The following is a 24,629-nucleotide window of genomic DNA, read 5'->3' as shown; positions in this document are numbered from 1 at the left end:
CCATTTTATCCCAACCACCCTTCTCTATCTAAACTTCGATATTGAATAGCCTCACTAATATGTGAACCATTTACTGCTTCTGCACCTTCTAAATCGGCTATAGTTCTGGAAACTTTCAAAATTCTATCATAAGCTCGTGCTGATAAATTCAAGCGTTCCATGGCGGTTTTTAAAAGTGCTTTCGAGCCTTCATCTAAAACACAGTGTTTTCTTATTTGTTTGGTATTCATTTGGGCATTATAGTGCACGGTTTCAGATTCTTCGAATCGTTTGGTCTGAATTTCTCTTGCTTTAGTAACACGTTTTCTTATTTCTACAGATGTTTCACCCTTTCTATCGTCACTCAATTTATCAAAAGGTACAGGTGTCACTTCAATATGAATATCTATTCTATCCAGCAACGGACCAGAAATTTTACTTAAATAACGTTGCATTTCAGCAGGACTAGAAGTTACTGGAGCATCAGGATCGTTAAAATAACCTCCTGGACTAGGATTCATACTCGCCACTAACATAAATGACGACGGGTAAGTTACTGTGAATTTTGCCCGCGAAATGGTGACTTCTCGATCTTCGAGCGGTTGACGCATAACTTCTAAAACTTCTCGCTTAAATTCTGGCAATTCATCTAAAAATAAAACACCATTATGCGATAAAGATATCTCACCTGGCTGTGGATAACTTCCGCCACCAACAAGTGCCACATTTGAAATGGTATGATGCGGACTTCTAAAAGGACGTTGTGCCATAAGTCCGGTGTCTTTAACTCGCCCAACAACCGAATGTATTTTTGTAGTCTCAAGAGCTTCATGCAGCGTCATAGGCGGCAGAATACTAGGCAATCGTTTTGCTAACATGGTTTTTCCTGCTCCTGGAGGTCCGATTAAAATAATGTTATGCCCTCCTGCTGCTGCTATTTCCATGCATCGTTTAATGCCTTCTTGCCCTTTTACATCACTAAAATCAAACTCAGGATAATTTAAATTTTTCTCGAATTCTTTACGGGTATCTATAATGGTTTGTTCTAGCACTTCTCCTTTATCAAAATAATCAATGACCTGTTTAATATTATCGACTCCATAAACTTCTAAATCATTTACAATAGCCGCTTCTTTTGCATTCTGACTAGGTAATATAAACCCTTTATATCCTTCTTCCCTAGCTTTAACTGCAATTGGTAACGCGCCTTTTATGGGCTGCAAACTTCCATCTAAAGAAAGTTCGCCCATAATTAAATATTTTTCTAAATCTTCCGCTTTAATTTGATCTGAAGAAGCTAAAATTCCTATAGCTAAAGTTAAATCGTATGCAGACCCTTCTTTTCGTAAATCCGCTGGCGACATATTTATAATTATCTTTTTACCTGGAATTCGGTAGCCATTATTCTGAAGTGCGGCTGCAATTCTAAAATTACTCTCTTTTATCGCGTTATCTGGTAATCCAACTAAATGATATCCTACACCTTTATCTGTGTTCACTTCAACGGTAACCGTAGTGGCTTCAACACCAAAAACGGCACTTCCAAAAACTTTTTTAAGCATAATTTTTGTTTACTGCTTAAATGTAAGAAATGTATTTGAAATTGAATAATCAAATTGAAATAGCTTCATTGTATTAACTTAATAAATAAAAGAATCCCACCATAGGCGGGATTCGTTTAGAATTGGACATTTAACTAACTCATATTATAACATAAATATGACATCCAATTCACTGATGAAAAACACTAATATTTAATTTAGTTTATAAATTTTGGTTTTATAACTAACATCGCCCATGCCCAATTTTGGCCGCTAGCAGCGTCGTTTTCAGCAATACCTTTTAACTCGTACATGCCATCGCTCGCAAACATTTGAGAATATCCAGCAACTAAAGCATATCCTTTAAATTGTTTCTTGAACACAAGATCGATTTCAGTTCCTAATGATTTTTCACCGCTAGTAAGTTCTTGCTCTCCGCTAAAGTTTAGTGCTTTTACCACTAAGCTAGACGTTTCGCTTAATTTAAAATTAGCGCTAACATGAATATCTACTAAACCAATAGAGTTGGCATGATTACCTACATAGAAATAATCCATAAATCCGTTAAACTTATGGTTGGTACCATATAATGGGAAGAATGCACCAGTTTCACCAGCTCCACCATCGTTACCACTAATTATTTCAACTCCAGCGCCTAATCCAACTTTAGGAGATGCTTTATACGTTAATTCAAGACCTAATAAATGTGCTCCTTTTACATCTACTTCACCTTGTCGTTTTCCTGTTTGGATAAATGCATTAAGTGCCGCACCAAAACTTCCTTTTTTATAATTTAAATGGGTTCCTAAAGTTTGTAAATTACTTACACCATCAGGGTCGCTGTTTGTATCAAACTCTTGAAAACCATTGTTCATAAGTAATAAGCTTCCTGAAAAATTTTCCCAAGACTGCTTTAAATAAGCATATTGCATGGTTTTATATGAAAAGAAACCAGTTGTATTATATCCAGTTCCAGCTGAAACAAATCCTGTTGGGTTAGAGTAATCTTGATTAAAAGCTAATGCTAAATCAAAAATGAATTTATCCTTTTGATATTTAATTAAAGCAGCATCATGATTACGCCCTTGTTGTGCCCAATCTAAACCACCTAAAATACGTTGATCATCATAAGAAAGGATTTGACGTCCTAATTTAGTAGACCAACCAGAACCAAAATTAATTTCTGCCCATGCTTGAAAAATAGCAAAAGAGTTGTTTTGGTCGTAAGGTAAAATTTGTCTGTTTTCACCCCATACCATTACATCTTGCATGCTTAAGAAAAATTTGTAAGCTTCTGTTTTGTAGCCAGCATTTAAGCGTGCTCTGGTAGAAATACCAAATCCAGCATCGGCATCGTCCGCAATTAAACTTCCAAATCCGTTTCTGTATTCTGTTCGTGGTCTAAATTCACCATCTAATGTAAACTGTGCTTGTGCAAATTGAACTATCAATGCCATCAAGCCTATTAATACATATTGTTTTTTCATTTTTACTTGTTTTTAAATTTGAGTTATTTTTGATTTTTTTATTTATTAAAATTTTAGTTTGGCAAATATAGTATGGTTAAACTCTATTGATTATGATATATCTCATAGTACTTAAACTACATACTCCAAATTAATGCTCTAAGAAGTCAATTAAATGTTTTCTGTATTTGTAATAATCATCGTGCTCAAGAACTGATTTACGGGTTCGTGGTCTTTCAAAATCAATATCTAAAACATCACCAATTTTGGCTTTTGGTCCGCTTGTCATCATCACCACGCGATCGGCTAAAAAAATAGCCTCGTCAACATCGTGTGTAATCATTACAGCTGTAATTTTTTCTTTATTCCAGATTTCAATTAATATATCTTGAAGTTCCCCGCGAGTCAAAGAATCTAACATACCGAAGGGCTCATCTAACAATAAAACTTTGGGTTTAATTGCAAAAGCTCTAGCAATACCAACACGTTGTTGCATCCCTTGCGATAAATCTGAAGCACGTTTATTAAAAGAATCTTCTAAACCTACTTTCTGCAAATAATATTTTGCAATATCGTTTCGTTGTTTTTTGGTAGCGTCAGGAAACACTTGATTAACGCCTAAAAGCACATTTTGTAATGCTGTCATCCAAGGCATTAAACTAGGCGCTTGAAAAATAACACCTCTATCGGGTCCAGGACCTTTAATATGTTTGCCTAAAACCGATATATTTCCTCCAGAAATTGGATTTAATCCAGCAATCATCGAAAGCATTGTAGTTTTACCACAACCTGAATGCCCAATTATAGTTACAAATTCTTCTTTTTTAATTTGAAGATTTAAATCCTCAAGAACCACGTAATCCCCTTTTGGTGTTGGATAAACTTTTTTTAAGTTTTTTAAATCTAGCATCACTTCAGACGATGGAAACAATCCATTTTCAGTAAGTGTTACATTTGTTTTATCTTTTATAATAGTTGCCATTTGTTTCGATTATTTAAATTGATTAACAAAATCTTTCGGACTCAAATCTGGAAGTATAAACTCTTCAGAAGATTCCGATTTTCGCTCATTTCCTATATCCATTAAATATTCAATAATGGCATTTCTAGTTTGCTTAAAATTCGCATTATCGTTCATTTCGGTTTTATCACGAGGCCTTTCAATATCAATCTTAAACTCAGGTCCTAAAGTTGCATTTGGACCGGGTCTTAATGGAATAATACGATCTGCCATATAAATCCCTTCATCAACATCATTGGTAATCAATAAGGCAGTTCGTTTTTCTTTACCCCAAATATTGAGTATCTCATCTTGTAAATTCCCTCTCGTTAAGGCATCTAAAGCACCAAGAGGTTCGTCCATTATTATCATTTCGGGTTTCATTGCTAACGCTCTTGCTACGGCAACACGCTGGCGCATCCCTCCCGAAAGTTCTTTAGGACGCTTGTTAATCGCAGGTGTTAAACTTACCATTTCAACATATTCTGCAACAATAGCGTTTAACTCCTTTTTACTTTTCTTAGGAAAGGCTTCCTTAACGGCCATAAATACGTTTTGTCCAACAGTTAACCACGGTAGTAACGAGTAATTTTGAAAAATAACACCACGTTCATGGCTTGTGCCCTGTACTGGTTCGCCTTTAAACAAAACCTCGCCACTTGTAGGCTCTAATAAACCGTTAATTAAATTTACCAAAGTTGTTTTTCCGCTTCCGGTAAATCCAACAATCGCTACAAATTCACCTTCTTCAATCGATAAATTAATATTCGAAAGTACTTCAGTTGCATGCTCGTCTTGTCCGTAAGTTTTATAAATATTATTTAATTCTAAGTATGCCATTTTTCTAATTTTTATTTGAGCGTTACCACAAGGGTCGGGCTTTCACTACTCGCTTCCTCCTACGTCGGCGAGCTCAAACAAACCGTTCAATCCCTAACGCGTATTTGTAACTCTATTTAAATTGCATCAGTTTTATCAAAACTCACCCAGTTTTGTATGGTTAACATCAATCGGTCTAATAAAAATCCAATGATTCCAATAACAAACATGGCAACAATAATTTTCGCATTAGAGTCATTTGCACCATTTTGGAATTCCTCCCAAACAAAGAGTCCTAATCCAGGACTTTGTGCCAATAATTCAATAGCAATTAAAACCATCCACGCTACAGATAACGTGATTTTTAAACCAGTAAAAATTAATGGTAAAGACGACGGTAATACTACTTTAAATATCTTCTGAAAACTCCCGAGTTTCAATACTTTGGCAACGTTTATATAATCTTTATCTACAGATGATACTCCCATAGCAGTGTTCACTAATGTGGCCCACATAGAACATAAACCAACACTAATAAACGAAATGGTAAACGAGCTATCTTCGTTTGAGTCTATCAATAACGTTTTTACTATCATAAAAACTAACAGATACCAAACTACAGGTGAAACTGGTTTAAAAATTTGAATAAACCAGTTAAACGAACTTTTTAAAGTTGGACTTAATCCAATAAATATGCCTAATGGTACAGCAATAACTAATGCTAATAAAAATCCGGCAAATACAGTTTTTAGACTTCTAAATATTTGATCAACAAACGATGGTCTTCCTGTATAAGTAATTGCATCTTTACCTTCAGCGATGCGCTTTTCATTTAAAGCTGCTGTTTTTTCTATAAATGCAGCTTTATCCGCACTAATTATGTTGTGGTCTCTTAATAAAGATTTATAAGAATCCCAAACTTGCGTTGGAGATGGCAACGTATTAGGTTTACAACTTACATCTCCCGAAGCAATGCATTCACGCATAGCTTCGGCAGCTGAAGGACCTTGATCGTTTAATGCTTTTTCAATTTTAAACTCTGCCTCTATGTTATATAAAGATTGAGATCCCATATGCCAGAGTCCAATAAATAAAAGCACGGAAGCAAGTGGTACGACTACTTTACGTAAGAAGTTTACATAATCTTCTTTTTCTAGCTTCCCAGTGAATAAGTCTTTTAAAGAACTTAAAAAACCTAATCCCATAAATTTGGTTATTTTTCCTAATGTTATGCTTTGCTTCATGATTTTAATTTTTGTTAAGCGAATTATTGAATTGCTTTGTCTTTATTACCAATTTTAAAACTATTGATGTAAGCAATAGGATCTTTAGCATCATACGATGTACCATCAATAAAATCAGTAGTTACTGGCTTGTAGCCATCTGTTTGTGGAATATCTTCAGCAGGAATATTTCCTTCTTCTACCAATAATTTTGCGGCTTTAGTCCAGATATCTGGTCTGTATATATCTTTAATTGTATTTGCATACCAATCCGCTGGTTTAGCTTCAGGAATTTGTCCCCATCTTCTCATTTGAGTTAAGAACCAAATACCATCAGAGTAGAACGGATAAGTCGCATTATACTTATAGAATACGTTAAAGTCTGGCATCTCTCGTTTATCACCTTTCTCAAATTCAAAAGTTCCAGTCATTGAGTTTGCTAAAACCGCTTCATCTGCACCAACGTATTGAGACATCGATAAAATCTTAACAGCCTCAGGTCTATTTTCTGGTTCATCTAGCCATTTTCCAGCTCTAATAAGCGCTTTTGTTACGGCAACCGCAGTATTTGGGTAGTCTTCAACAAACTTTTTTGTCATTACAAATACTTTTTCCGGATTGTTTTTCCAAATGTCATAATTGGTAGTTACAGGTACACCAATACCTTTAAAAACAGCTTGTTGATTCCAAGGCTCACCTACACAATAGCCATAAATAGTCCCTGCTTCTAGTGTTGCTGGCATTTGTGGTGGAGGTGTAACAGACAATAAAACTTCAGCATCAATTTGTCCTTGAACATTATCTGCAGTATACATTCCAGGATGAATTCCTGCCGCTGCTAGCCAATATCTAATTTCGTAGTTGTGTGTTGAAACTGGGAAAACCATACCCATTTTAAAAGCCTTACCAGAGTTTTTATACTCAGTGATAACTGGTTTTAGCGCTTCAGCTTTTATTGGATGAATGGGCTTACCATCTGCTCCTTTAGGAACATTAGGTTTCATTTTACTCCAAACATCATTAGAAACTGTAATACCGTTACCGTTCAAATCCATTGAAAAAGGTGTAACTAATTCTGCTTGTCTACCAAAACCTGCTCCTGCTGCAATTGGCTGACCCGCTAACATATGCGATCCATCCAATTGTCCATCTATTACACGATCTAATACATTTTTCCAGTTTGATTGAGCTTCAACTGAAACAAATAATCCCTCATCTTCAAAAAATCCTTTTTCTTTGGCTATAGCTAAAGGTGCCATATCTGTTAACTTTATAAATCCAAAAGTTAATTGTGGTTTTTCTATTTCTAAGGTTTTTGTTTTTGTAGTTGCGATTGCAACATCTTCAGTAGATTTCTTTTTTTCTTTTCCTCCACATGCAAAAAGCATCATGGCCAATGAAAATAATAATGAAGCTTTTGTAAATAATGATTTCATATTTTCTAATTTTAAATTAACACTAAGTATAAATACTTATTTTTTGACAAATATATAAGTAGTATTAATTCTGTTGTATGACATTAACCATATAAAAACCTCTTTTTAAAACATAAAAAAACCTGTCAAAAAACAGGTTTAAACTGTAACTAATTGAATTAGTGTAAAATGAAAATTGTATTTAACTAAAAAATAAATACGTAAGCCTACGTATATAATTCTAATTTTTTTTGAATTTTATTTGAATTATTATGAAATTAACTATCTAAGAAATAGTTATGCTCGTTAATTTCTTTTTTGAGAAGATCAAGGTTTGTAATACCAATTTTTCGACCTTGAGAAGTAATCAGTTTTTCTTTTTTTAATGCCGAAAAAATTCGAATGACTTGTTCCTCTGTAGTACCAGCGTAATCAGCATAATCTTTTCGACTAAGTGGTAAATTTAAGAATCCTCTTAAGTCACCGAACTTTCTGTGAATGTATAATAAGGTATCAATAACGCGTTCTCTAACGGTCATTTGAGAAATAGATTTTACCTTATTCTCACTTCTGTTGAGCTCATTAGCATAAAACAGCATCATATCATAAGTAAACTTCGGGTTGTCCATTAAAGCCTCCTGCAAGTTATCCTTCGAAAAGTAGCACAATATCGAATCTTCCAAAGCAATGGCTCCAATTGAATAATACTCCTCTGTGCCAAAACCTCGATGTCCAATAATTTCTCCTTCCTTAGCGAATCTTACAATTTGTTCACGCCCATTAATGCCCGTTCGAATGACTTTTACTGTGCCTTTTAAAATGAAAAACAACCCATTAACTGGAGCGCCTTCCATAATAAACTGTTGCCCCTTCTTACACCTAAGCGTGTTTTTATTTTCTGTAAGATTAAATGTAGAAAGCGTTTTTAAGTTTTTTCCGATTAAACAATTTGTGTTAAGACAATTATGGCAAGAAACATCAAATGATGAACTACGTATAGATTTTTTATGTAATGAAACTGAAGTCATAAAATCTTTTGTTCGAAACAAAAATACGTAATAATACTTAGTTTTTTTGTAGTTGAGTCTATTTTTGAGAGCTTGATAAAAAAAAGCAACTGAAATTAATCAATTGCTATTTTAACCAACGAATATTCGTAATCTATTATTACTGAATACTATTTTTTATATCTCAGTTTCCCCAATTCAATACCAATTGCTGTTTTTGCGAGTATGGTAAACACAAATGCGCCCATTGCCCAAATTCCAAGCGTTACACCTATTTCAATACCTGTAGGCGAATATTCGGCTATTTTACCATAAGGTCCTGGAATAAAACCTGGAACAATCAATCCAAATCCTTTTTCAATCCAAATAGCTACAAATAAAATAAAGCATGAGAAAAACAACACCCTAAAATTATTCCGAAGTTTATGGAAAGTCAGTAGTACAGTCGCCAAAACATTCAATGGAATTGCCGTCCATATCCATGGTAATAATGCCGTTTTTCCGTGAAGTCCAAAGAATAAATAATACGCACTTTCACTATGGTGCGTTGGTGCATAAAACTCTTTAAAAAGTTCGGAAATGAGCATAATCAAATTTATTTGGGCAGCCACCGTTACCACCATCGCAATTTTTTTAATTGTCTTATCATCAATTTTAAAAGCAGTATACGTTCTAATAATAGCTAAAACTAATATAATTAAGGCTGGTCCTGCTGCGAAAGCTGAAGCTAAAAACCGAGGTCCTAATAACGCATTGTTCCAAAAAGGACGCGCTTGTAGCCCTTGATATAAAAATGCTGTTACTAAATGAATTCCAACCGCCCAAAATACTGATAAGATAGCACCGGGCACATAAACACTTGCCTTCGATTCTTTACCTTGATAATGCCTAAAAAGTATATAAAACGGAATGGTGATATTTAAAAACAGATATCCATTAAGAACCAAAACATCCCATGTTAGCATAGAATTTGGAAAATTAAATACGCCAATTCCAGGTATCATATGCCACAACACTGAAGGGCCACCCATATCTGCAATAACAAAGGCTAAACACATAATAAGTGCTGCCACTGCAAGTCCTTCACCAATTAAAACGGCCTGCTTAAAATCAATATCTTTCAATACATATGTTGGCATTACTAACATGACAGCCGCAGCCGCCACTCCTACCAAAAATGTAAAATTAGAAATATATAAACCCCAACTCACTCTATCTGTCATTCCTGTTGCACTTAACCCTTGATCTAATTGAATAGAATAACAATACATTCCCATTAACATCATAAAGGTTAAAAATGCCATCCAAATGTGGTATTTTTTAGATCCTTGTGTTATTGCGTCCACACTATCAATAACTAAACTCTTAAATACTTTTAATCGTCTCATTTAATCACTATTATTAATCCATAAAATACCAGAACTTAGGTTCCGTACCTAAATCTTCTTTTAATCGAAATACCTTTTTGTTTTCTAAAACCCATCTTATGGTGCTATTTGGATCTAATAAATTACCGAAAATTCTAGCTCCAGTAGGACAAGCTTCAACACAAGCCGGATTTTTACCTGCTCTTGAACGTTGTACACAAAATGTGCATTTTTCCACAACACCTTTTTTACGCATGCGGTTTCCTAAATAATGCTGATTTTTATTGATTTCTGTTTCTGGTACTTCTGGTTTGCTCCAATTAAAACGTCTACCATCATACGGACACGCTGCCATACAATAGCGACACCCTACACACCAATCATAATCAACTACAACCAATCCATCATCTTCTCGCCATGTGGCTTGTACTGGACACACTTCAACACATGGTGGGTTATCGCAGTGAAAACACTGCGTTCCCATATAAAAATGTCCTTCGGCAGGCACTTCATGGTAATAATTATCATCAGCCTCATTAAAATTAAAACCTTTACCATCTTTCATTTCATGAATTCTGATGTATTGCATTTGCGAATTCCGATCTTGATTGTTTTCTTCAACACAAGCATTCACACAATCCATATATCCTTGACATTTTGAAATATTGAAAGCATAACCAAACAACACATCATCTTCAGCATTTTTAGAGGACATACTAATATTTTTTCCAGTTCTAAGCTCGTATGAACGCATCAATCTTTCTACTGTCCCCTTTTTCTCATCATCATCCATCAATTTATAATTACCCTTAAATTGCTCTTCCCAATCTATTTGTGCTTTTTCTTTACTTTCATCACCGCTAATCACACTGCAAGACGTACTTACAGCCCCGGCTCCAATTAACAAACTAGCGGTTAGTTTTTTAAACGCCGAACGTCTGTCCATTTTCACATCAAACACTTGATCAAATCCATCTTTGGTGCGTTCTTCACCAATAGAAGCATTTATAGCAGCTTCTGCAAACTCTTCATCTGTCATTTGAGGATGTTCAGAATGAGACCCGCAACCTCCAGAAGTCTTTCCGCAACCACAAGTACCTGAAGACTCTTTTTTCTTCCTATTTAAATTTAAAGAAAACCATTTTTTGTTATCGCTACTCATACCTTACATATTAGTTGAACCTGTTACAGGTTTTAATTATTCTCTTTCTTTTACAGTTTCTGTATTAAATCGTTCTGGCCATTTCGACTCAAAATGAGGCTTATGAGGATTATGACAATTCACACAGGTCATTGATGCCCTAGGAGGTGCCCAACCTGCAAGACGTTTACCATGTGCACCACCTTTCCAATCTTTAAATTGTTTGGTATGGCATTGATTACACAAATTATAACTATTATTGAAATCGATGTTATTACCCGTTAAACTTGTTAAATTATCCATGTTATTTGGGTTATGGCACGTAATACAATTCATTGTATTTTTATTGGCATGGACTAATTTAATATCCCAATGCGCATTTTTTGCATCTTTACCTTGCATTTGAGTTAGTGGTTTTGAATGACACTCGGTACAAGCATATGAAGTAATTTGACTTTTACGTTCTGGAATTAAAAAAGTATGTTCACCCTCTGTAATTTCAATAGTTTTAATTCCTTCTAAATATTTTTCAGAAGATATAGAAGTACCGTGGTAATTTTTACTTTCAGCTTCAATTCTATCCGTGACACCGTGATATTCACCTTCACCATGTCTACATGAAAAAAGCACAAAGAGACATGTACAACATAGAATGTATATATAGTTCTTTCTATTCATCATTATTACTATTCGTTCTTGTAAAAGGCTTGATTTCTGAAACTACTCGGTCTGTAGGCACATGACATTGTCTGCAGTTAATACGTTCTGGATGCGATACCCTAATTTCTTTAGGAGCTGCAGGTCCTGCATGACAAGACAAACAATTTTCTCTCATTTGTATTTGATGAGGAATCATTGGTGGTGTTCCAATTAAAGCATTGTTTACACCCACTTTAGGAGCTTGTACTTTAATTAAATTAGCAGACTTAAACAGGGTTCTACTGTTTTGAGCGACATGACATTGCCGGCAATTAACCATTTCGGGATGTGGGGTTACAGGCGCATATGCATTAAATTTTGAAACAAAACCACCATTTTGATGACATTGTAAACAGGTATTACCGCCAAAACTTTTTTCATCTTTAATAGTATGAGGAATGCTTGGTGGCGCGCCATGATAGGCTCTATTATTATAATATGAGTCTAATGTTCTTTCATGGTTTTTATCTATGGGCATATTTGCATATTCTAATGCAAATTCTGATCGTTGAAAAACACCACTCTCAGAAGGGATATATGAATTAGCTTGCGTTTTTTCTATAGGGATATAAGCTTCTTCTAAACCTGTTTGATAACTAAAATTCCAGACCACAATAAAAGCTATAAATAACAATACAAAAAGTGATATGATTCCGAGTCTCTTTTTCATAAATTATGCTTTTTCTACTTTAACAGCGCATTTTTTATAATCTGGTTCTTTTGATATGGGACAAAAAGCATCTAATGTCACATCGTTAATCATCATGTTTTCATCAAAGAAAGGAACAAAAACCTGACCTTTAGTTGGCAATCCTCTTTCATTTATAGATGCTGGTAATACACATGAACCACGTCTGGATGTTACTTTAATATTTTCGCCATTTCTTATCCCTAATGCTTTAGCATCCTCAGGATGAAATTCTGCATAAGCATGTGGCATCGCTTTATGCAATACAGGAATTCTTCGTGTCATAGACCCTGTATGCCAATGCTCTATGACTCTACCCGTATTCAACCAAAAAGGGTAATCGTTATCTGGCACTTCTGGAGCTGGTTCGTATGGACGTTGCCATATCACTGCTCTTCCATCTGGTTTTCCATAAAAATCAAAATCTTCACCGTTAGAACAAGCTGGGTCATACTTTGCATTGAAACGCCATTGTGTAGATTTTCCATTTACATATGGCCAAATAGCTCCTGATTCTTTCTTTAAAACTTCTAAAGGAGCCATACCGTGTTTTGCACCTTCATGAAATTGTCTATACTCATTGTATATTTCTTCTACGTGATTTTCTTTTGAATAAGGAAATAAATCACCATAACCCATACGTCTGGCAACCTCAATAAACATCCACGCATCTGGTGTGGTATCACCCGGACCTTCTATCATTTTATCCCAATGTTGAGTTCTACGTTCAGAATTTCCATATAGCCCGCTCTTTTCAATATGCCATGATGCTGGTAAAATCACATCGGCAACATCTGAAGTTGGCGTAGGAAACACATCTGAAACCACCACAAAACATGATTTTTTCTCCATTGCTGGACGATATCGGCTCGTTTTAGGAAGTGATACTAATGGATTAGTTGCTTGGGTCCAAATAAATTTAATATCGCCGCGATCAACAGCCCTAAACATTTCTGTAGCATGATATGTAGGTTTAGCAGGAATACGCTCGTAAGGCACTTTCCATATTTTGGCAGCCATTCTTCTATCTTTCTCATTCATAACAACTCCGTGTGGTAACTTATGAGTAAATGTACCAACCTCACGCGCTGTACCACAAGCCGAAGGTTGACCCGTTAAAGAAAATGGTCCGTTCCCTGGTTGTGAAATTTTTCCTGTTAGTAAATGAATGTTATACATCAAGTTATTCATCCATGTCCCTCTAGTATGTTGGTTCATTCCCATACACCAATAGGAAACTACTTTTTTATTAGGATCACCGTATATAGAAGCCAAATACTTTATATCTTTCGCCGATACTTTGGAGTATTTTTCAACTTTTTCAGGTGTGTAATCTTTTAAGAATTCTTTATAAGAAGCAAAATCTATTTTTTCTGGCTTGTCTGTAAACTTAAATTTGTCTTCAACACCATATCCAATATTGGTTAGACCTTTACTGAAACTACAATGCTTTTCAACAAAAGATTTATTTACCCAACCATTATTAATAATCTCATAACAAATAGCATTAGCAACAGCTAAGTCGGTTTGGGGTTCGAATAATATAGAGCGATCTGATGCTGTACTAGAACGTGTTGTGCGTGTGGCAAAATCAATAATTTTAGCACCTCGTCTAGTTTTTTGCTCTAACATTCTAGAAAATAAAACAGGATGCATTTCCGCCATATTATTCCCCCATGTGATGAAATAATCAGCATGGTCTATATCTTCATAACAGCCCATCGGTTCATCAGCACCAAACGTGGTTAAAAAACCTGTTACCGCACTTGCCATACATAAACGCGCATTACAATCTAAATTGTTTGTACCAATAGCGCCCTTCATTAATTTTGAAGCTACATAACCTTCAGGAATTGTTGATTGTCCAGAGGTGTACATCGCCACAGAATCTTTTCCATGTGCCGAAATAGTATCTTTCATTTTATTGGCGACTATATCTAGAGCTTCACTTATCGGTGTTTTAACATATTTGCCGTTTTTCTTCACCAAGGCATGTGTTAATCTATCTTTGGATTGAATACACATAGTTTGATGGTAGCCTTTTACACAAAGAAGCCCTTTATTTACAGAGCTATTTGGGTCTCCTTTTACAGCAACAGCTTTACCATTTTCTGTTCCTACCAAGATTCCACAACCCACACCACAAAATCTACATGGTCCTTTTTTCCAATCTAAGTTTGCACTATTGGGTATCCCTTCTTCCTGTTCACTTGCGAATAATATCCCTGGAAACATGGTTGCCGCAGCTGTTATTGCTGATAACTTCGCCATTCTTTTTAAAAAACTTCTTCTGGTTGATAATGAATTGGTCATGTGCATACTAATTTTGTGGACTATTAAAACCTGAAACCATTGCTAATAGTTTTAAGCTATCAATTTTTTCTATTTTCTCTTTAAGGATTTCTTCAGAAACGTCATCCAAAGTATCTGTTATTACTACCAAAACATCTTCATTTGTGGCAGGTAAAACCTCGCATTCTTTTATTGCAGAGAACGCATCAATAAGATGTTGTTTTCTGCCCTCATGCGGATGTGCTAAATAGCTTTTTATTGGCATAAAATTTTCATTATTTTATATAAACCGTAAATCTCAATCAATTTAGCAAAAAATAAACTGACGAATGTCATGTTAAAATAAAAAATCAATTCGTTATATTTGCTAGGATATAACGAAAAAATAATATGATTTCTATTTCAGAAGCTATTTCTATTGTTAAAAACAACAGTAAACCACTATTGAAACAAACTAAAAAGTCTGTTGAAAAAGCCGGAGGTTACCATTTGTATGAAGACATATATTCACCTATTAATATGCCGCCATTCAGACAATCTGCAATGGACGGATATGCGCTACATTTACATGAAGATTTAACATATACTTTAATTGGTGAAGTTCAGGCTGGTAATGCATCTAGATTGCAATTAAAAAAAGGAGAAGCCGTTAGAATCTTTACCGGTGCTCCTGTTCCAGATACTGCGAATGCTGTTATGATGCAAGAGAAGGTGAAAGTAGATGGAAATACAATAAGCATAACACATAAAATAAATCAGGAACTCAATATTCGTCCTTTAGGAGAGCAAGTAAAACAAGGCGACTTAGCACTTAAACAAGGTACAAAATTAACGCCAGCTGCTATTGGGTATTTGTCTTCTCTTGGAATTACTGAAGTTTCAGTTTACAAAAAACCAAATATTGCATTGGTTACCACAGGGAATGAATTGATTGAAGGCGGACAAGAATTAACCTATGGAAAAATATACGAAAGTAATTCCAAAATGCTTTTAAGTGCGCTTTATAGTTTGAAATTTTATGATGTTACCATTCACAAGGTTGAAGACGATTATCATCAAACCCTTTCCAAATTAAAAGAGGTTATTAATGCGAACGATTTAGTCATTATTACAGGTGGTATTTCGGTTGGCGATTACGATTTTGTTGGTAAAGCTCTGAAGGAATTACAAGTAGAAGAACTGTTTTATAAAGTAAAACAGAAACCGGGAAAGCCTTTATTTTTTGGAAAAAAACATCACTCTTCCATTTTCGCTTTACCTGGAAATCCTGCAGCGGCATTAACTTGTTTTTATGTTTATGTATACATCGCACTGCAAAACATGATGAATAAGAAGGTAAATGAATTACCTCGATTAAAGGCTAAATCTGTTTCTAATTTTACTAAAAAAGGAGATAGACCACAAATTTTAAAGGCTATATATATTAACGAGGAAGTTGAAATTCTTGAAGGGCAAAATTCGTCTATGCAACAAACTTTTGCCATTTCAAATGCTTTAGTTTATGCTCCCGAAGATGTAAATGAGATAAAAATAAACGATATGGTTGAAACCATTCTGTTACCTGTTTAGATATGAGTTATAAAATAAAAAGTAGAATCTGGATTGAGTCTGATAAGCATGTGCTTTTAGGTGAAGGCAGAGTACAATTATTAAAAGCGATAGATAAAACAGGATCATTATCAAAAGCAGCTAAAGCATTAAACATATCATATAAAAAAGCTTGGAATTTGCTAGACTCGGTGAATAAATCAGCAAAAAAACCAGTAACCATAAATAGTATTGGTGGCAAAGGTGGTGGTGGCGCAGAACTGACAGATTATGGTAAATCGTTAATACTAGCTTTTGATGAAATTAATAAAAACTGCTGGGAGTTTTTAGATAAGCAATTAGAAAAAATTGAAAACTTATAAAATGCTTCAAACGGAAAACATATACATTTTTTTAATCATCCTTCCGGTAGTCTCGTTTCTATATTCAAGTGTGGGTCACGGTGGTGCAAGTGGATATTTAGCACTTATGGCATTGTTTTCGTTTGCTCCAGAAACCATGAAACCCACTGCCCTATTACTTAACTTGTTTGTAGCGGGGATTTCATTTTACTACTATTATAAGGGAGGTTTTTTTAATAAAAAGCTGTTTTTATCCTTTGCATTAACCTCTATCCCCTTTTCTTTATTGGGTGGTCGATTTGATATAGATGCTTCACTATATAAAAAAATACTAGCTTTTCTATTGGTATTTGCCATTTTTAAAATGTTGAATGTTTTCGGAAGAGAAAGTGACTCAATAAAGCAGGTGAAAATTTGGCAAGGGCTGGTCATTGGTGGAATTATTGGCTTTTTTTCTGGGCTAATTGGTATTGGAGGAGGTATTATCTTAACACCTCTTATTTTATTATTTCATTGGGGAAACATGAAAGAGGCCGCTGCAGTTTCAGCATTATTTATCTGGGTGAATTCAGCCTCAGCATTAATCGGACAATTTAGTGTTGGTGTTACCCTCGAAAAAGAATCTTTTTTACTAGTTGCTATTGCCTTGGTTGGTGGTGTTTTAGGGGGATACTATGGCAGCAAAAAAATAAACAATCAAAGTTTAAGATATATTCTAGCTTTCGTTTTAGTAATTGCTTGTTTTAAATTAATATTCACTTAAAATGCTTGACAAAAAGAACATAACAGGTATTATTTTAGCAGGCGGCAAAAGCTCTCGCATGGGAACCGATAAAGGCTTTTTAGAATTGAACAAAAAACCTTTTGTCCAATATAGTATCGATGCTTTGCTACCTATTGTGTCTAAAATATTAATTGTTTCAAACAATCCTGAATATGATGTTTTTGGGATTGATAGAATCGAAGATGTTATTAAAAATTCTGGACCAGTTGCAGGCATCTATTCAGGCTTAGAAGCCTCTTCAACAAAATATAATTTGATTTTAAGTTGTGATATTCCTTTGATTACTTCAGAAATACTTCAAAAATTAATTGTTTCTGCAGATGATACTCACGATATCATTCAATTGGAAAGTGATGGAAAATCAATGCCCTTAATTGCCCTTTATAAAAAACAAGTTGCAAAAACGTTTTACAACTTATTACAACAAGACGAACGACGTTTACGAATTGCTGTAAATAAGTGTAAGGTCAAAAATATTGTTTTAGACAAGCATCAAATAAAACATACGATGAATGTCAATACACAAACTGAATATAAAACTGTTGAAAATGAATATAACAATTAAATACTTCGGACAATTAACAGACATAACGCATTTAGAAGAAGAAACTCTAGAATTTGGAGGCACTTACGTTTACGAACTTTTAGAAACGCTTTATAGAAAATATAATACGCTAAAAACCAAGGATTTTCAAGTGGCACAAAATCAGGAATTGGTTGACAAAAAAACTAAAATAACAGGGCACGAAATAGCCTTATTGCCACCATTTGCAGGCGGATAACATGAGTAGATATAATAGACATATTGTGCTTTCAGAAATTGGCCATATTGGTCAAGATAAACTGTCAAACGCTAAAGTATTAGTGGTTGGGGCTGGTGGTTTAGGTTGTCCTGTATTGCAATATCTAACGGCTGCAGGTGTTGGAACAATTGGTGTTATAGATTTTGATGTGGTTGAACTTTCTAATTTACAACGTCAAGTTATATTTGGAACTTCCTCTTTAGGAAAAAACAAAGCCATAGCTGCCAAGGAACGATTGGAAGATTTAAATGATAGTATACAAATTAACGCTTATGCGGAACGATTAACGCATCAAAATGCTATTAATTTATTTGAAAACTATGATATCATCGTTGATGGTTCCGATAATTTTGAAACACGCTATTTAGTAAATGACGCTTGTCTAATAACTCAAAAACCTTTGGTATTTGGAGCCATTTATAAGTTTGAAGGACAGGTTTCTGTATTCAATTATAATAACGGACCAAGTTACCGTTGCCTATTTCCAAATCCTCCTAAAAAAGGAAGCGTTCCAAATTGTTCAGACATTGGCGTATTAGGTGTTCTCCCTGGAATTATTGGGAGTATGCAAGCCAACGAAGTTCTAAAAATAATTTTAGGTATTGGTAATGTGCTTTCAGGAAAAGTATGGTGCTACAACGCATTAACACTGCAAAATTCTATTTTAAAATTTAATAAATCTGAAGAAACCATTCATTCTGTTTTAAAAAACAATGACGACTTCGATAAAACCAACATTGATTTTAATTGTATACGCGAAATAAAGACAGCATCCATTGAAGACCTATTGCCTGAAAAAAGCGTTCAATTTATTGATGTGAGAGATTCGATTGAACAACCAAAAATAGAAGGCTTGGAAGTTATCAATATACCATTAAGTCAATTAGAGAATAATCTACATCAATTAGATTCAGAAAAAACGAAAGCCCTTTTTTGTCAATCAGGAATACGAAGTAAACAAGCTGCAGAATTGTTGCATGAATACAAGGTTCAAAACTGTTATAGTATTGTAGAAGGCGCTTCAGAAATAAATAATAAAATAAAAGAACATTTAAAATGATGTCAAAATGAAAGATAAAAAACCAATGAAAAGTGTTTTCAAAGAAGGCGCTATTACATCAGAATTTATAGGGAATTCAATTTATAAACATCAAACCAAAACAAGTATTGGTGCTCATAATATTTTTTTAGGCCAAGTAAGAGCAGATGATATTGATGGTAAAATCGTTTCTGCTATTGAATATACGGCTTACGAAGATATGGCAAACCAAAAATTTCATGAGATTAGAGAATCCGCTTTTGAGAAATTCGATTTAACATGCATGCACATTTATCACAGTTTAGGTACTGTAAAAGCAGGCGAAATTTGTTTATTCGTTTTTGTGTCTTCACCAAGACGAAAAGTCGTTTTTGAAGCATTAGAATATATTGTTGAAGCGATTAAAGCAGATGTTCCTGTGTTTGGAAAGGAGATTTTTGAAGATGAAAGCCATCAATGGAAAGTGAATAGTTAAAATGTATCTTGTTTAGCTGATTGACTTTAAGTCGAAAACATCTGAACAACAAACACCTAAACAAATAACAATAATGGTCGATATAACTCACAAAGTAACAACACTTCGAACCGCAGTTGCACAAGCAGTTGTAAAAGTTAGCAAACCTGAAACGATAACGGCGATTCAAAACGACAACGTACCTAAAGGCAATGTATTTGCTATGAGTAAAGCAGCAGGTTTATTGGGTGTGAAACGAACTCCTGATATTTTACCAGATTGTCACCCCTTACCTATTGAATTTACTGGTGTGGAATATGAAATTAATGGACTAGAAATTACGGTTGTATTTACTGTAAAAACCATTTATAAAACTGGAGTTGAAGTTGAAGCAATGCATGGTGCTAGCGTGGTTGCTCTTAATATGTATGATATGCTTAAACCTATTGATAAAGGCATTGAGATTCATGCCATAAAATTGCTATCAAAAAAAGGCGGAAAATCTGATTTTAGAGATAAATTCAGAAAAGATTTAACGGCAGCAGTTGTGGTTTGTAGCGATTCTATTTCAGCAGGACATAAAGAAGATAAAGCCGGAAAAGCCATTATAGAAAAATTAAAAACTTGTGAGGTTGTAGTTTCTGAATATGTGATTATTCCTGATGAAAAAGAGGTTATTCAAGAAAAAGCTAATTCTTATCAAAACCAAGGTATTGATTTAATAATTTATACCGGTGGTACAGGACTTTCGGGTCGCGATGTAACACCAGAAGCCTTAATACCAATTCTAGATAGACGAATCCCAGGAATTGAAGAAGCGATTAGAAGTTACGGACAAGACCGGATGCCTTATGCTATGTTATCTAGGAGTGTAGCTGGAACTATTAACAACACCTTGGTTTTAGCTTTGCCAGGATCAACTAACGGAGCAAAAGAATCTATGGATGCTATATTCCCTTCGGTATTACACATTTTTGGAATTTTAAAAGGTGCCAGACACGACTAATGACAAACGAAAAAAACATATTACAAGATTCACATGGTAGAGACCATGGCTATTTACGTATTTCGTTAATTGAGCGCTGTAATTTACGTTGTACTTACTGCATGCCAGAAGAAGGTGTGAAATTATCGCCTAAAAGTCATTTAATGACTTACGAGGAAATCTATGAAATAGCCAAAACTTTTGTAAACCATGGTGTTACCAAAATACGACTTACTGGTGGCGAACCATTGATTCGGAAAGATATTCCTGTTATTTTAGAAAAACTAGCAACTCTTCCTGTAGAGTTATCTATTACTTCTAATGCAGTAATTATCGATAAGTTCATTGATATATTAAAAGCAAACGGGGTTAAAAAAATTAATGTTAGTCTCGATTCTTTGGATGCCGCCAAATTTAAACATATCACCAGAAGACACGAATTCGAGAAAGTTTATAACAACATTTTATTATTGGTGAAAGAAGGCTTCATTGTAAAAGTAAATGCCGTTTTAATGAAAGGATTTAACGACAATGAAATCATTGATTTTATTCATTTCACAAAAGATTTACCTATTTCAGTTCGATTTATTGAGTTTATGCCTTTTGATGGTAATAAATGGGATATGAGTAAGATGGTAACATATGCTGAAGTAATGAATTATGTAAATACTTCGTTCTCAAAAGACCAAATTGTTAGGTTACAGGATGCGCCCAACGATACTTCAAAAAATTATAAAATAGAGGGCTACAAAGGCTGTTTTGCCATTATCAGTTCGGTTACCAATCCGTTTTGCGATTCTTGTAATAGACTCCGTTTAACGGCCAATGGCCAGCTAAAAAACTGTTTGTTTTCTTCTACAGAATCAGATTTATTAACAACCCTTCGTGCAGGAAATACTATTGAACCTGTAATTCAAAAAGCAGTACAGGCTAAATTTAAAATTCGTGGTGGCATGGATACTTTAGATAAACTGCAACAACCTAAATTGCACAATAATAACCGCAGTATGATTACCATTGGTGGGTAATGTATATGTTATTAAACCCTTGTAAATAAAATATTTAAAAACTTATTATTTTTAATTTTTTGGTTATACATTTGATATAAAATCGTATATTATATTAAATGAAAAAGACAGTTTTATTAAGTGTGATTTTAATAAGTTTTATTGCCAAAGGCTTTTCTCAAAAAGTTAGTAATGAAGCTATTGCTCAACAAGTAATTCAATATAAAAACGACGTTCGTGGTCCTTATAAGGATATACGTTGGTTTTGTACCGATGGTAGCATTAGGCAACCCAAAGACCCATGTCCAAATAACATTGGTCCAGGAGTGCAGCATGCGCGTTATAAAGATGCCGTGGTGTCGCTTGGAAAGTCAAATCATATTTATTTAGGTCAAATTTTAGCCTATACCGACAAGGTTGAATTTTGGGATGCAGAAAATAACCAATCGAGATTAAAGCAATATCAAATCGATAAGTATTTGCGAGCTATAGATAATGGATGGATTAATGAAAAAGGGCAATTTTATAGAGGAGCCATTCAATCTGAAGATGAAGAAGCTTGGGGCATTGATTTCTATAAATGGTTGTTAGCAAAAGACGAAAACCTAGAAATGCATTATTTTTTAATTCGTCAGTCATTAAAAGATATTCCACACAACGGTGATGATAATTTGTCTCAACTTATGCGAAGTCAGTCAAAAGTCATTTCAGATGAGTTTATACAGTTTATGGATTTACGTGTTAAAATTCATGGTCAACCTGAAGCATCAGATATTACAAAAGTCATTGCTTTTAAAAATAAATATGCTAACCAACTCTCTGTTAATCATAAAAACAAGATTGATGAACTAGTTAGTACTATGCAAAAGTTTTACAAGCCTATTGATATAAAATCACTAGTTAACAAATCCTCATTATTTAAAAACACACCAATTGGCGAAAAAATATCAAATTTTATCGCATCCCATTCATCTGAAACCAAAGCGTCATTATTAATTCCTGATACAGCTGAACTTCTAATGGCAATTAGAGAATCTATTTTAGATGAAAAGCGTCCAATGGCCAGATTACAGCTTTTAGATTTATCCCTAAAACTTGAAGAAATAGTTTTTAAAACATCACCAGAATGGGAGCCTGAAAACCTGCAGCAAATGCTTACTAAAATTTGTTATTTAGGTATGGCTACCGCTGGTTCTGGCTATATTGAATTATCAGAATGGGATCAAATTAATTTAAAAACACCCGGCGAAAAAGAGGAAAGTTTAACCTTAGAAACATTGACTTCAGTTTTAGAAAATGCGCGCAGCTTGGTGGAATGGAGTTCATCTATGGTAAAAGCCAATTACCAACACACAGTTGATGTATACACTGGTTTCGAACCTAAAGCTTACGGTTTTATCGATGATAAAATTAGAGGATCCATTGCTTTATACCTTGGCGAGAATGTTGGTGAATTAGGTGATTTTATTGCTAAAGAATCTTCGTTAACCAATAAAGTTATGGATATTCCTAACCAAAGTTCATTTAGAGGATTAAATCCGGGGTACGCTTTTGGGGAGCTTGTAGTTGTTGATGGTTCTCCAGATGACATTGAAGTACATTCTGATAAAATATATATTTTTCAACGTCCTCCAGCCGATTTAAAACCAATAGCAGGTATTGCTACCGTTTCTGAAGGTAACATGGTATCGCATGTGCAATTATTAGCTAGAAATTTAGGCATTCCAAACGCTGCATTATCTGATGATAATTTAAAGAGTCTGAAAAAATATAGTGGACAAAAAGTATTTTATGCCGTTTCAAATAAAGGTAATATTATTTTAAAACCTGAGGCTAAAATGAATGAAACCGAACGAGCATTATTTGTAAAAAAAGAACGCAATGAAGAAAAAATTGAAGTACCAATTGAGAACATTCGACTTACAGAAACTAATATTTTAAACTTGCGAGATGTTGATGCTAGTGATTCAGGAAAATTGTGCGGCCCTAAAGCTGCAAATTTAGGTCAACTCAAAAAAATGTTCCCAGATAAGGTTGTTGAAGGTTTAGTGATTCCATTCGGGATATTTAAAGAACATATGAATCAAATCATGCCTAATAATGATGTGTCGTATTGGACATTTTTAAATGTCATGTTTGCAAAAGCTGAAAGATTGAGAAATGAAGGTGTTGACGAAACCGAAATTGAAAACTATCAATTACAAGAATTAGAAACTTTAAGAACAGCCATTAAAGAAATAACACTGAAACCAGAATTTGTCGCGCAATTAGAAACAGATTTTAAGCGTATTTTAGGTAAAGATTTGGGCAAAATTCCAGTGTTCCTTAGAAGTGACACTAACATGGAAGATCTTAAAGATTTCACTGGAGCTGGATTAAACTTGACCCTATTTAATGTTTCAGACAGAGACAAAATATTAGATGGTATTAAGGCTGTTTGGGCTTCGCCATACACAGAACGTAGCTTTAAATGGCGTCAAAAATACCTCTTGAATCCTGAAAATGTTTTTCCTTCTATTTTAGTAATTCCTAGTGTGGATGTTGATTATTCGGGCGTTTTAATTACCAAAGGCATTAGTAATGGTAATGAAGAGGATTTAACCGTGGCCATGAGCCGCGGCGCTGGTGGTGCTGTTGATGGGCAATTGGCAGAAACCTATTTGGTAAAAATTAACGGTGGCACACAATTTTTAGCCCCTGCACGAGAACAAACCTATAACAGTTTACCAGAAACAGGTGGTTTCCTTAAAAAACAAGCAACTTTTGAAACTCCAATTTTAAATCAGCAAAACATAAACGAGATTCGCGTTTTAGCAAAAACCATCCGAAAAACGCTACCGAAAGAAACCCAATCTGATTACGACGGCGCTTATGATGTAGAACTTGGTTTTAAAGACAATAAACTATGGTTGTTTCAAATTCGACCATTTGTAGAAAATAAAAAGGCATTAAGTTCAGGATATTTAGAATCTATAACGCCTATAATTGATAAAAACAAAAAGATTTCACTTTCATCAAAACTATAAAACAA

The 24,629-nt window shown here is 34.4% G+C and carries 23 protein-coding genes; 10 read left to right on the top strand and 13 right to left on the bottom strand.

Annotated elements, in window-relative coordinates:
* Positions 1-5: 5 nt before the first annotated feature.
* The 13 genes from O5O44_RS08460 to O5O44_RS08400 all read right to left on the bottom strand — a co-directional run bounded on the left by O5O44_RS08460 (position 6) and on the right by O5O44_RS08400 (position 14,902).
* On the bottom strand, positions 6-1,541 hold the full coding sequence (locus O5O44_RS08460) for a YifB family Mg chelatase-like AAA ATPase (RefSeq protein ID WP_289193930.1): 1,536 nt from the start codon (positions 1,539-1,541) through the stop codon (positions 6-8).
* A 197-nt stretch (positions 1,542-1,738) separates the two neighbouring features.
* Entirely contained in the window at positions 1,739-3,007 is a 1,269-nt protein-coding gene (locus O5O44_RS08455; protein WP_289193929.1) for an alginate export family protein, read from the bottom strand.
* Positions 3,008-3,137: 130 nt separating this feature from the next.
* Positions 3,138-3,968, bottom strand: a complete 831-nt coding sequence (locus O5O44_RS08450) for an ABC transporter ATP-binding protein (protein ID WP_019386473.1) — start codon at positions 3,966-3,968, stop codon at positions 3,138-3,140.
* Between the two features lie 9 nt (positions 3,969-3,977).
* On the bottom strand, positions 3,978-4,826 hold the full coding sequence (locus tag O5O44_RS08445) for an ABC transporter ATP-binding protein (protein ID WP_019386474.1): 849 nt from the start codon (positions 4,824-4,826) through the stop codon (positions 3,978-3,980).
* A gap of 116 nt (positions 4,827-4,942) precedes the next feature.
* Positions 4,943-6,049: an ABC transporter permease gene (locus O5O44_RS08440; protein ID WP_289193928.1), complete on the bottom strand. Its 1,107-nt coding sequence runs from the start codon at positions 6,047-6,049 to the stop codon at positions 4,943-4,945.
* Positions 6,050-6,072: 23 nt separating this feature from the next.
* Positions 6,073-7,464: a CmpA/NrtA family ABC transporter substrate-binding protein gene (locus tag O5O44_RS08435; RefSeq protein WP_019386476.1), complete on the bottom strand. Its 1,392-nt coding sequence runs from the start codon at positions 7,462-7,464 to the stop codon at positions 6,073-6,075.
* A 257-nt stretch (positions 7,465-7,721) separates the two neighbouring features.
* Positions 7,722-8,471: a Crp/Fnr family transcriptional regulator gene (locus O5O44_RS08430; protein WP_050981752.1), complete on the bottom strand. Its 750-nt coding sequence runs from the start codon at positions 8,469-8,471 to the stop codon at positions 7,722-7,724.
* A gap of 149 nt (positions 8,472-8,620) precedes the next feature.
* Positions 8,621-9,838, bottom strand: a complete 1,218-nt coding sequence (gene dsrP, locus O5O44_RS08425; RefSeq protein ID WP_289193927.1) for a sulfate reduction electron transfer complex DsrMKJOP subunit DsrP — start codon at positions 9,836-9,838, stop codon at positions 8,621-8,623.
* Between the two features lie 13 nt (positions 9,839-9,851).
* Positions 9,852-10,979, bottom strand: a complete 1,128-nt coding sequence (locus tag O5O44_RS08420; protein WP_289193925.1) for a 4Fe-4S dicluster domain-containing protein — start codon at positions 10,977-10,979, stop codon at positions 9,852-9,854.
* 36 nt (positions 10,980-11,015) lie between these two features.
* Entirely contained in the window at positions 11,016-11,588 is a 573-nt protein-coding gene (locus O5O44_RS08415; RefSeq protein ID WP_289193924.1) for a cytochrome c3 family protein, read from the bottom strand.
* A 40-nt stretch (positions 11,589-11,628) separates the two neighbouring features.
* The gene (locus O5O44_RS08410; protein ID WP_289193923.1) at positions 11,629-12,327 is read right to left on the bottom strand and encodes a multiheme c-type cytochrome; all 699 of its coding nucleotides are present in this window, start codon (positions 12,325-12,327) and stop codon (positions 11,629-11,631) included.
* A gap of 3 nt (positions 12,328-12,330) precedes the next feature.
* Positions 12,331-14,658, bottom strand: a complete 2,328-nt coding sequence (locus O5O44_RS08405; RefSeq protein ID WP_289193922.1) for a molybdopterin-dependent oxidoreductase — start codon at positions 14,656-14,658, stop codon at positions 12,331-12,333.
* Positions 14,659-14,665: 7 nt separating this feature from the next.
* Complete coding sequence (locus O5O44_RS08400; protein WP_289193921.1) at positions 14,666-14,902, bottom strand: hypothetical protein; 237 nt, start codon at positions 14,900-14,902, stop codon at positions 14,666-14,668.
* 125 nt (positions 14,903-15,027) lie between these two features.
* Here O5O44_RS08400 and O5O44_RS08395 point away from each other — a divergent pair, with 125 nt between their 5' ends.
* The 10 genes from O5O44_RS08395 to O5O44_RS08350 all read left to right on the top strand — a co-directional run bounded on the left by O5O44_RS08395 (position 15,028) and on the right by O5O44_RS08350 (position 24,624).
* Entirely contained in the window at positions 15,028-16,206 is a 1,179-nt protein-coding gene (locus O5O44_RS08395) for a molybdopterin molybdotransferase MoeA (RefSeq protein WP_289193920.1), read from the top strand.
* A 2-nt stretch (positions 16,207-16,208) separates the two neighbouring features.
* On the top strand, positions 16,209-16,547 hold the full coding sequence (locus tag O5O44_RS08390) for a winged helix-turn-helix domain-containing protein (RefSeq protein ID WP_019386485.1): 339 nt from the start codon (positions 16,209-16,211) through the stop codon (positions 16,545-16,547).
* Complete coding sequence (locus O5O44_RS08385) at positions 16,534-17,289, top strand: sulfite exporter TauE/SafE family protein (protein WP_289193919.1); 756 nt, start codon at positions 16,534-16,536, stop codon at positions 17,287-17,289. Before O5O44_RS08390 ends, O5O44_RS08385 begins: the two co-directional genes overlap by 14 nt.
* Before the next feature lies 1 nt (position 17,290).
* Positions 17,291-17,875, top strand: a complete 585-nt coding sequence (gene mobA, locus O5O44_RS08380; protein ID WP_289193918.1) for a molybdenum cofactor guanylyltransferase — start codon at positions 17,291-17,293, stop codon at positions 17,873-17,875.
* The gene (locus tag O5O44_RS08375) at positions 17,859-18,092 is read left to right on the top strand and encodes a MoaD/ThiS family protein (protein WP_289193917.1); all 234 of its coding nucleotides are present in this window, start codon (positions 17,859-17,861) and stop codon (positions 18,090-18,092) included. The genes mobA and O5O44_RS08375 overlap by 17 nt, the downstream gene beginning before the upstream one ends.
* Position 18,093: 1 nt before the next feature.
* On the top strand, positions 18,094-19,173 hold the full coding sequence (gene moeB, locus O5O44_RS08370; protein ID WP_289193916.1) for a HesA/MoeB/ThiF family protein: 1,080 nt from the start codon (positions 18,094-18,096) through the stop codon (positions 19,171-19,173).
* A gap of 7 nt (positions 19,174-19,180) precedes the next feature.
* Positions 19,181-19,627 carry a molybdenum cofactor biosynthesis protein MoaE gene (locus tag O5O44_RS08365; RefSeq protein WP_019386490.1) on the top strand — a complete coding sequence of 149 codons (447 nt, stop codon included), beginning with the start codon at positions 19,181-19,183 and terminating at the stop codon, positions 19,625-19,627.
* A 73-nt stretch (positions 19,628-19,700) separates the two neighbouring features.
* Entirely contained in the window at positions 19,701-20,612 is a 912-nt protein-coding gene (gene moaCB / locus O5O44_RS08360) for a bifunctional molybdenum cofactor biosynthesis protein MoaC/MoaB (protein ID WP_289193915.1), read from the top strand.
* A complete protein-coding gene (moaA, locus tag O5O44_RS08355) occupies positions 20,612-21,619 on the top strand; it encodes a GTP 3',8-cyclase MoaA (protein ID WP_289193914.1) in 1,008 nt (335 codons plus the stop codon). Before moaCB ends, moaA begins: the two co-directional genes overlap by 1 nt.
* Positions 21,620-21,717: 98 nt before the next feature.
* Positions 21,718-24,624, top strand: a complete 2,907-nt coding sequence (locus O5O44_RS08350; protein WP_289193913.1) for a PEP/pyruvate-binding domain-containing protein — start codon at positions 21,718-21,720, stop codon at positions 24,622-24,624.
* Positions 24,625-24,629 lie beyond the last annotated feature (5 nt).

This window comes from Algibacter luteus (assembly GCF_030344935.1).
Taxonomy (GTDB): domain Bacteria; phylum Bacteroidota; class Bacteroidia; order Flavobacteriales; family Flavobacteriaceae; genus Arenitalea; species Arenitalea lutea.
Note: the sequence above shows the minus strand (reverse complement) of the source record. Positions and strands in the feature narration are given on the sequence as shown.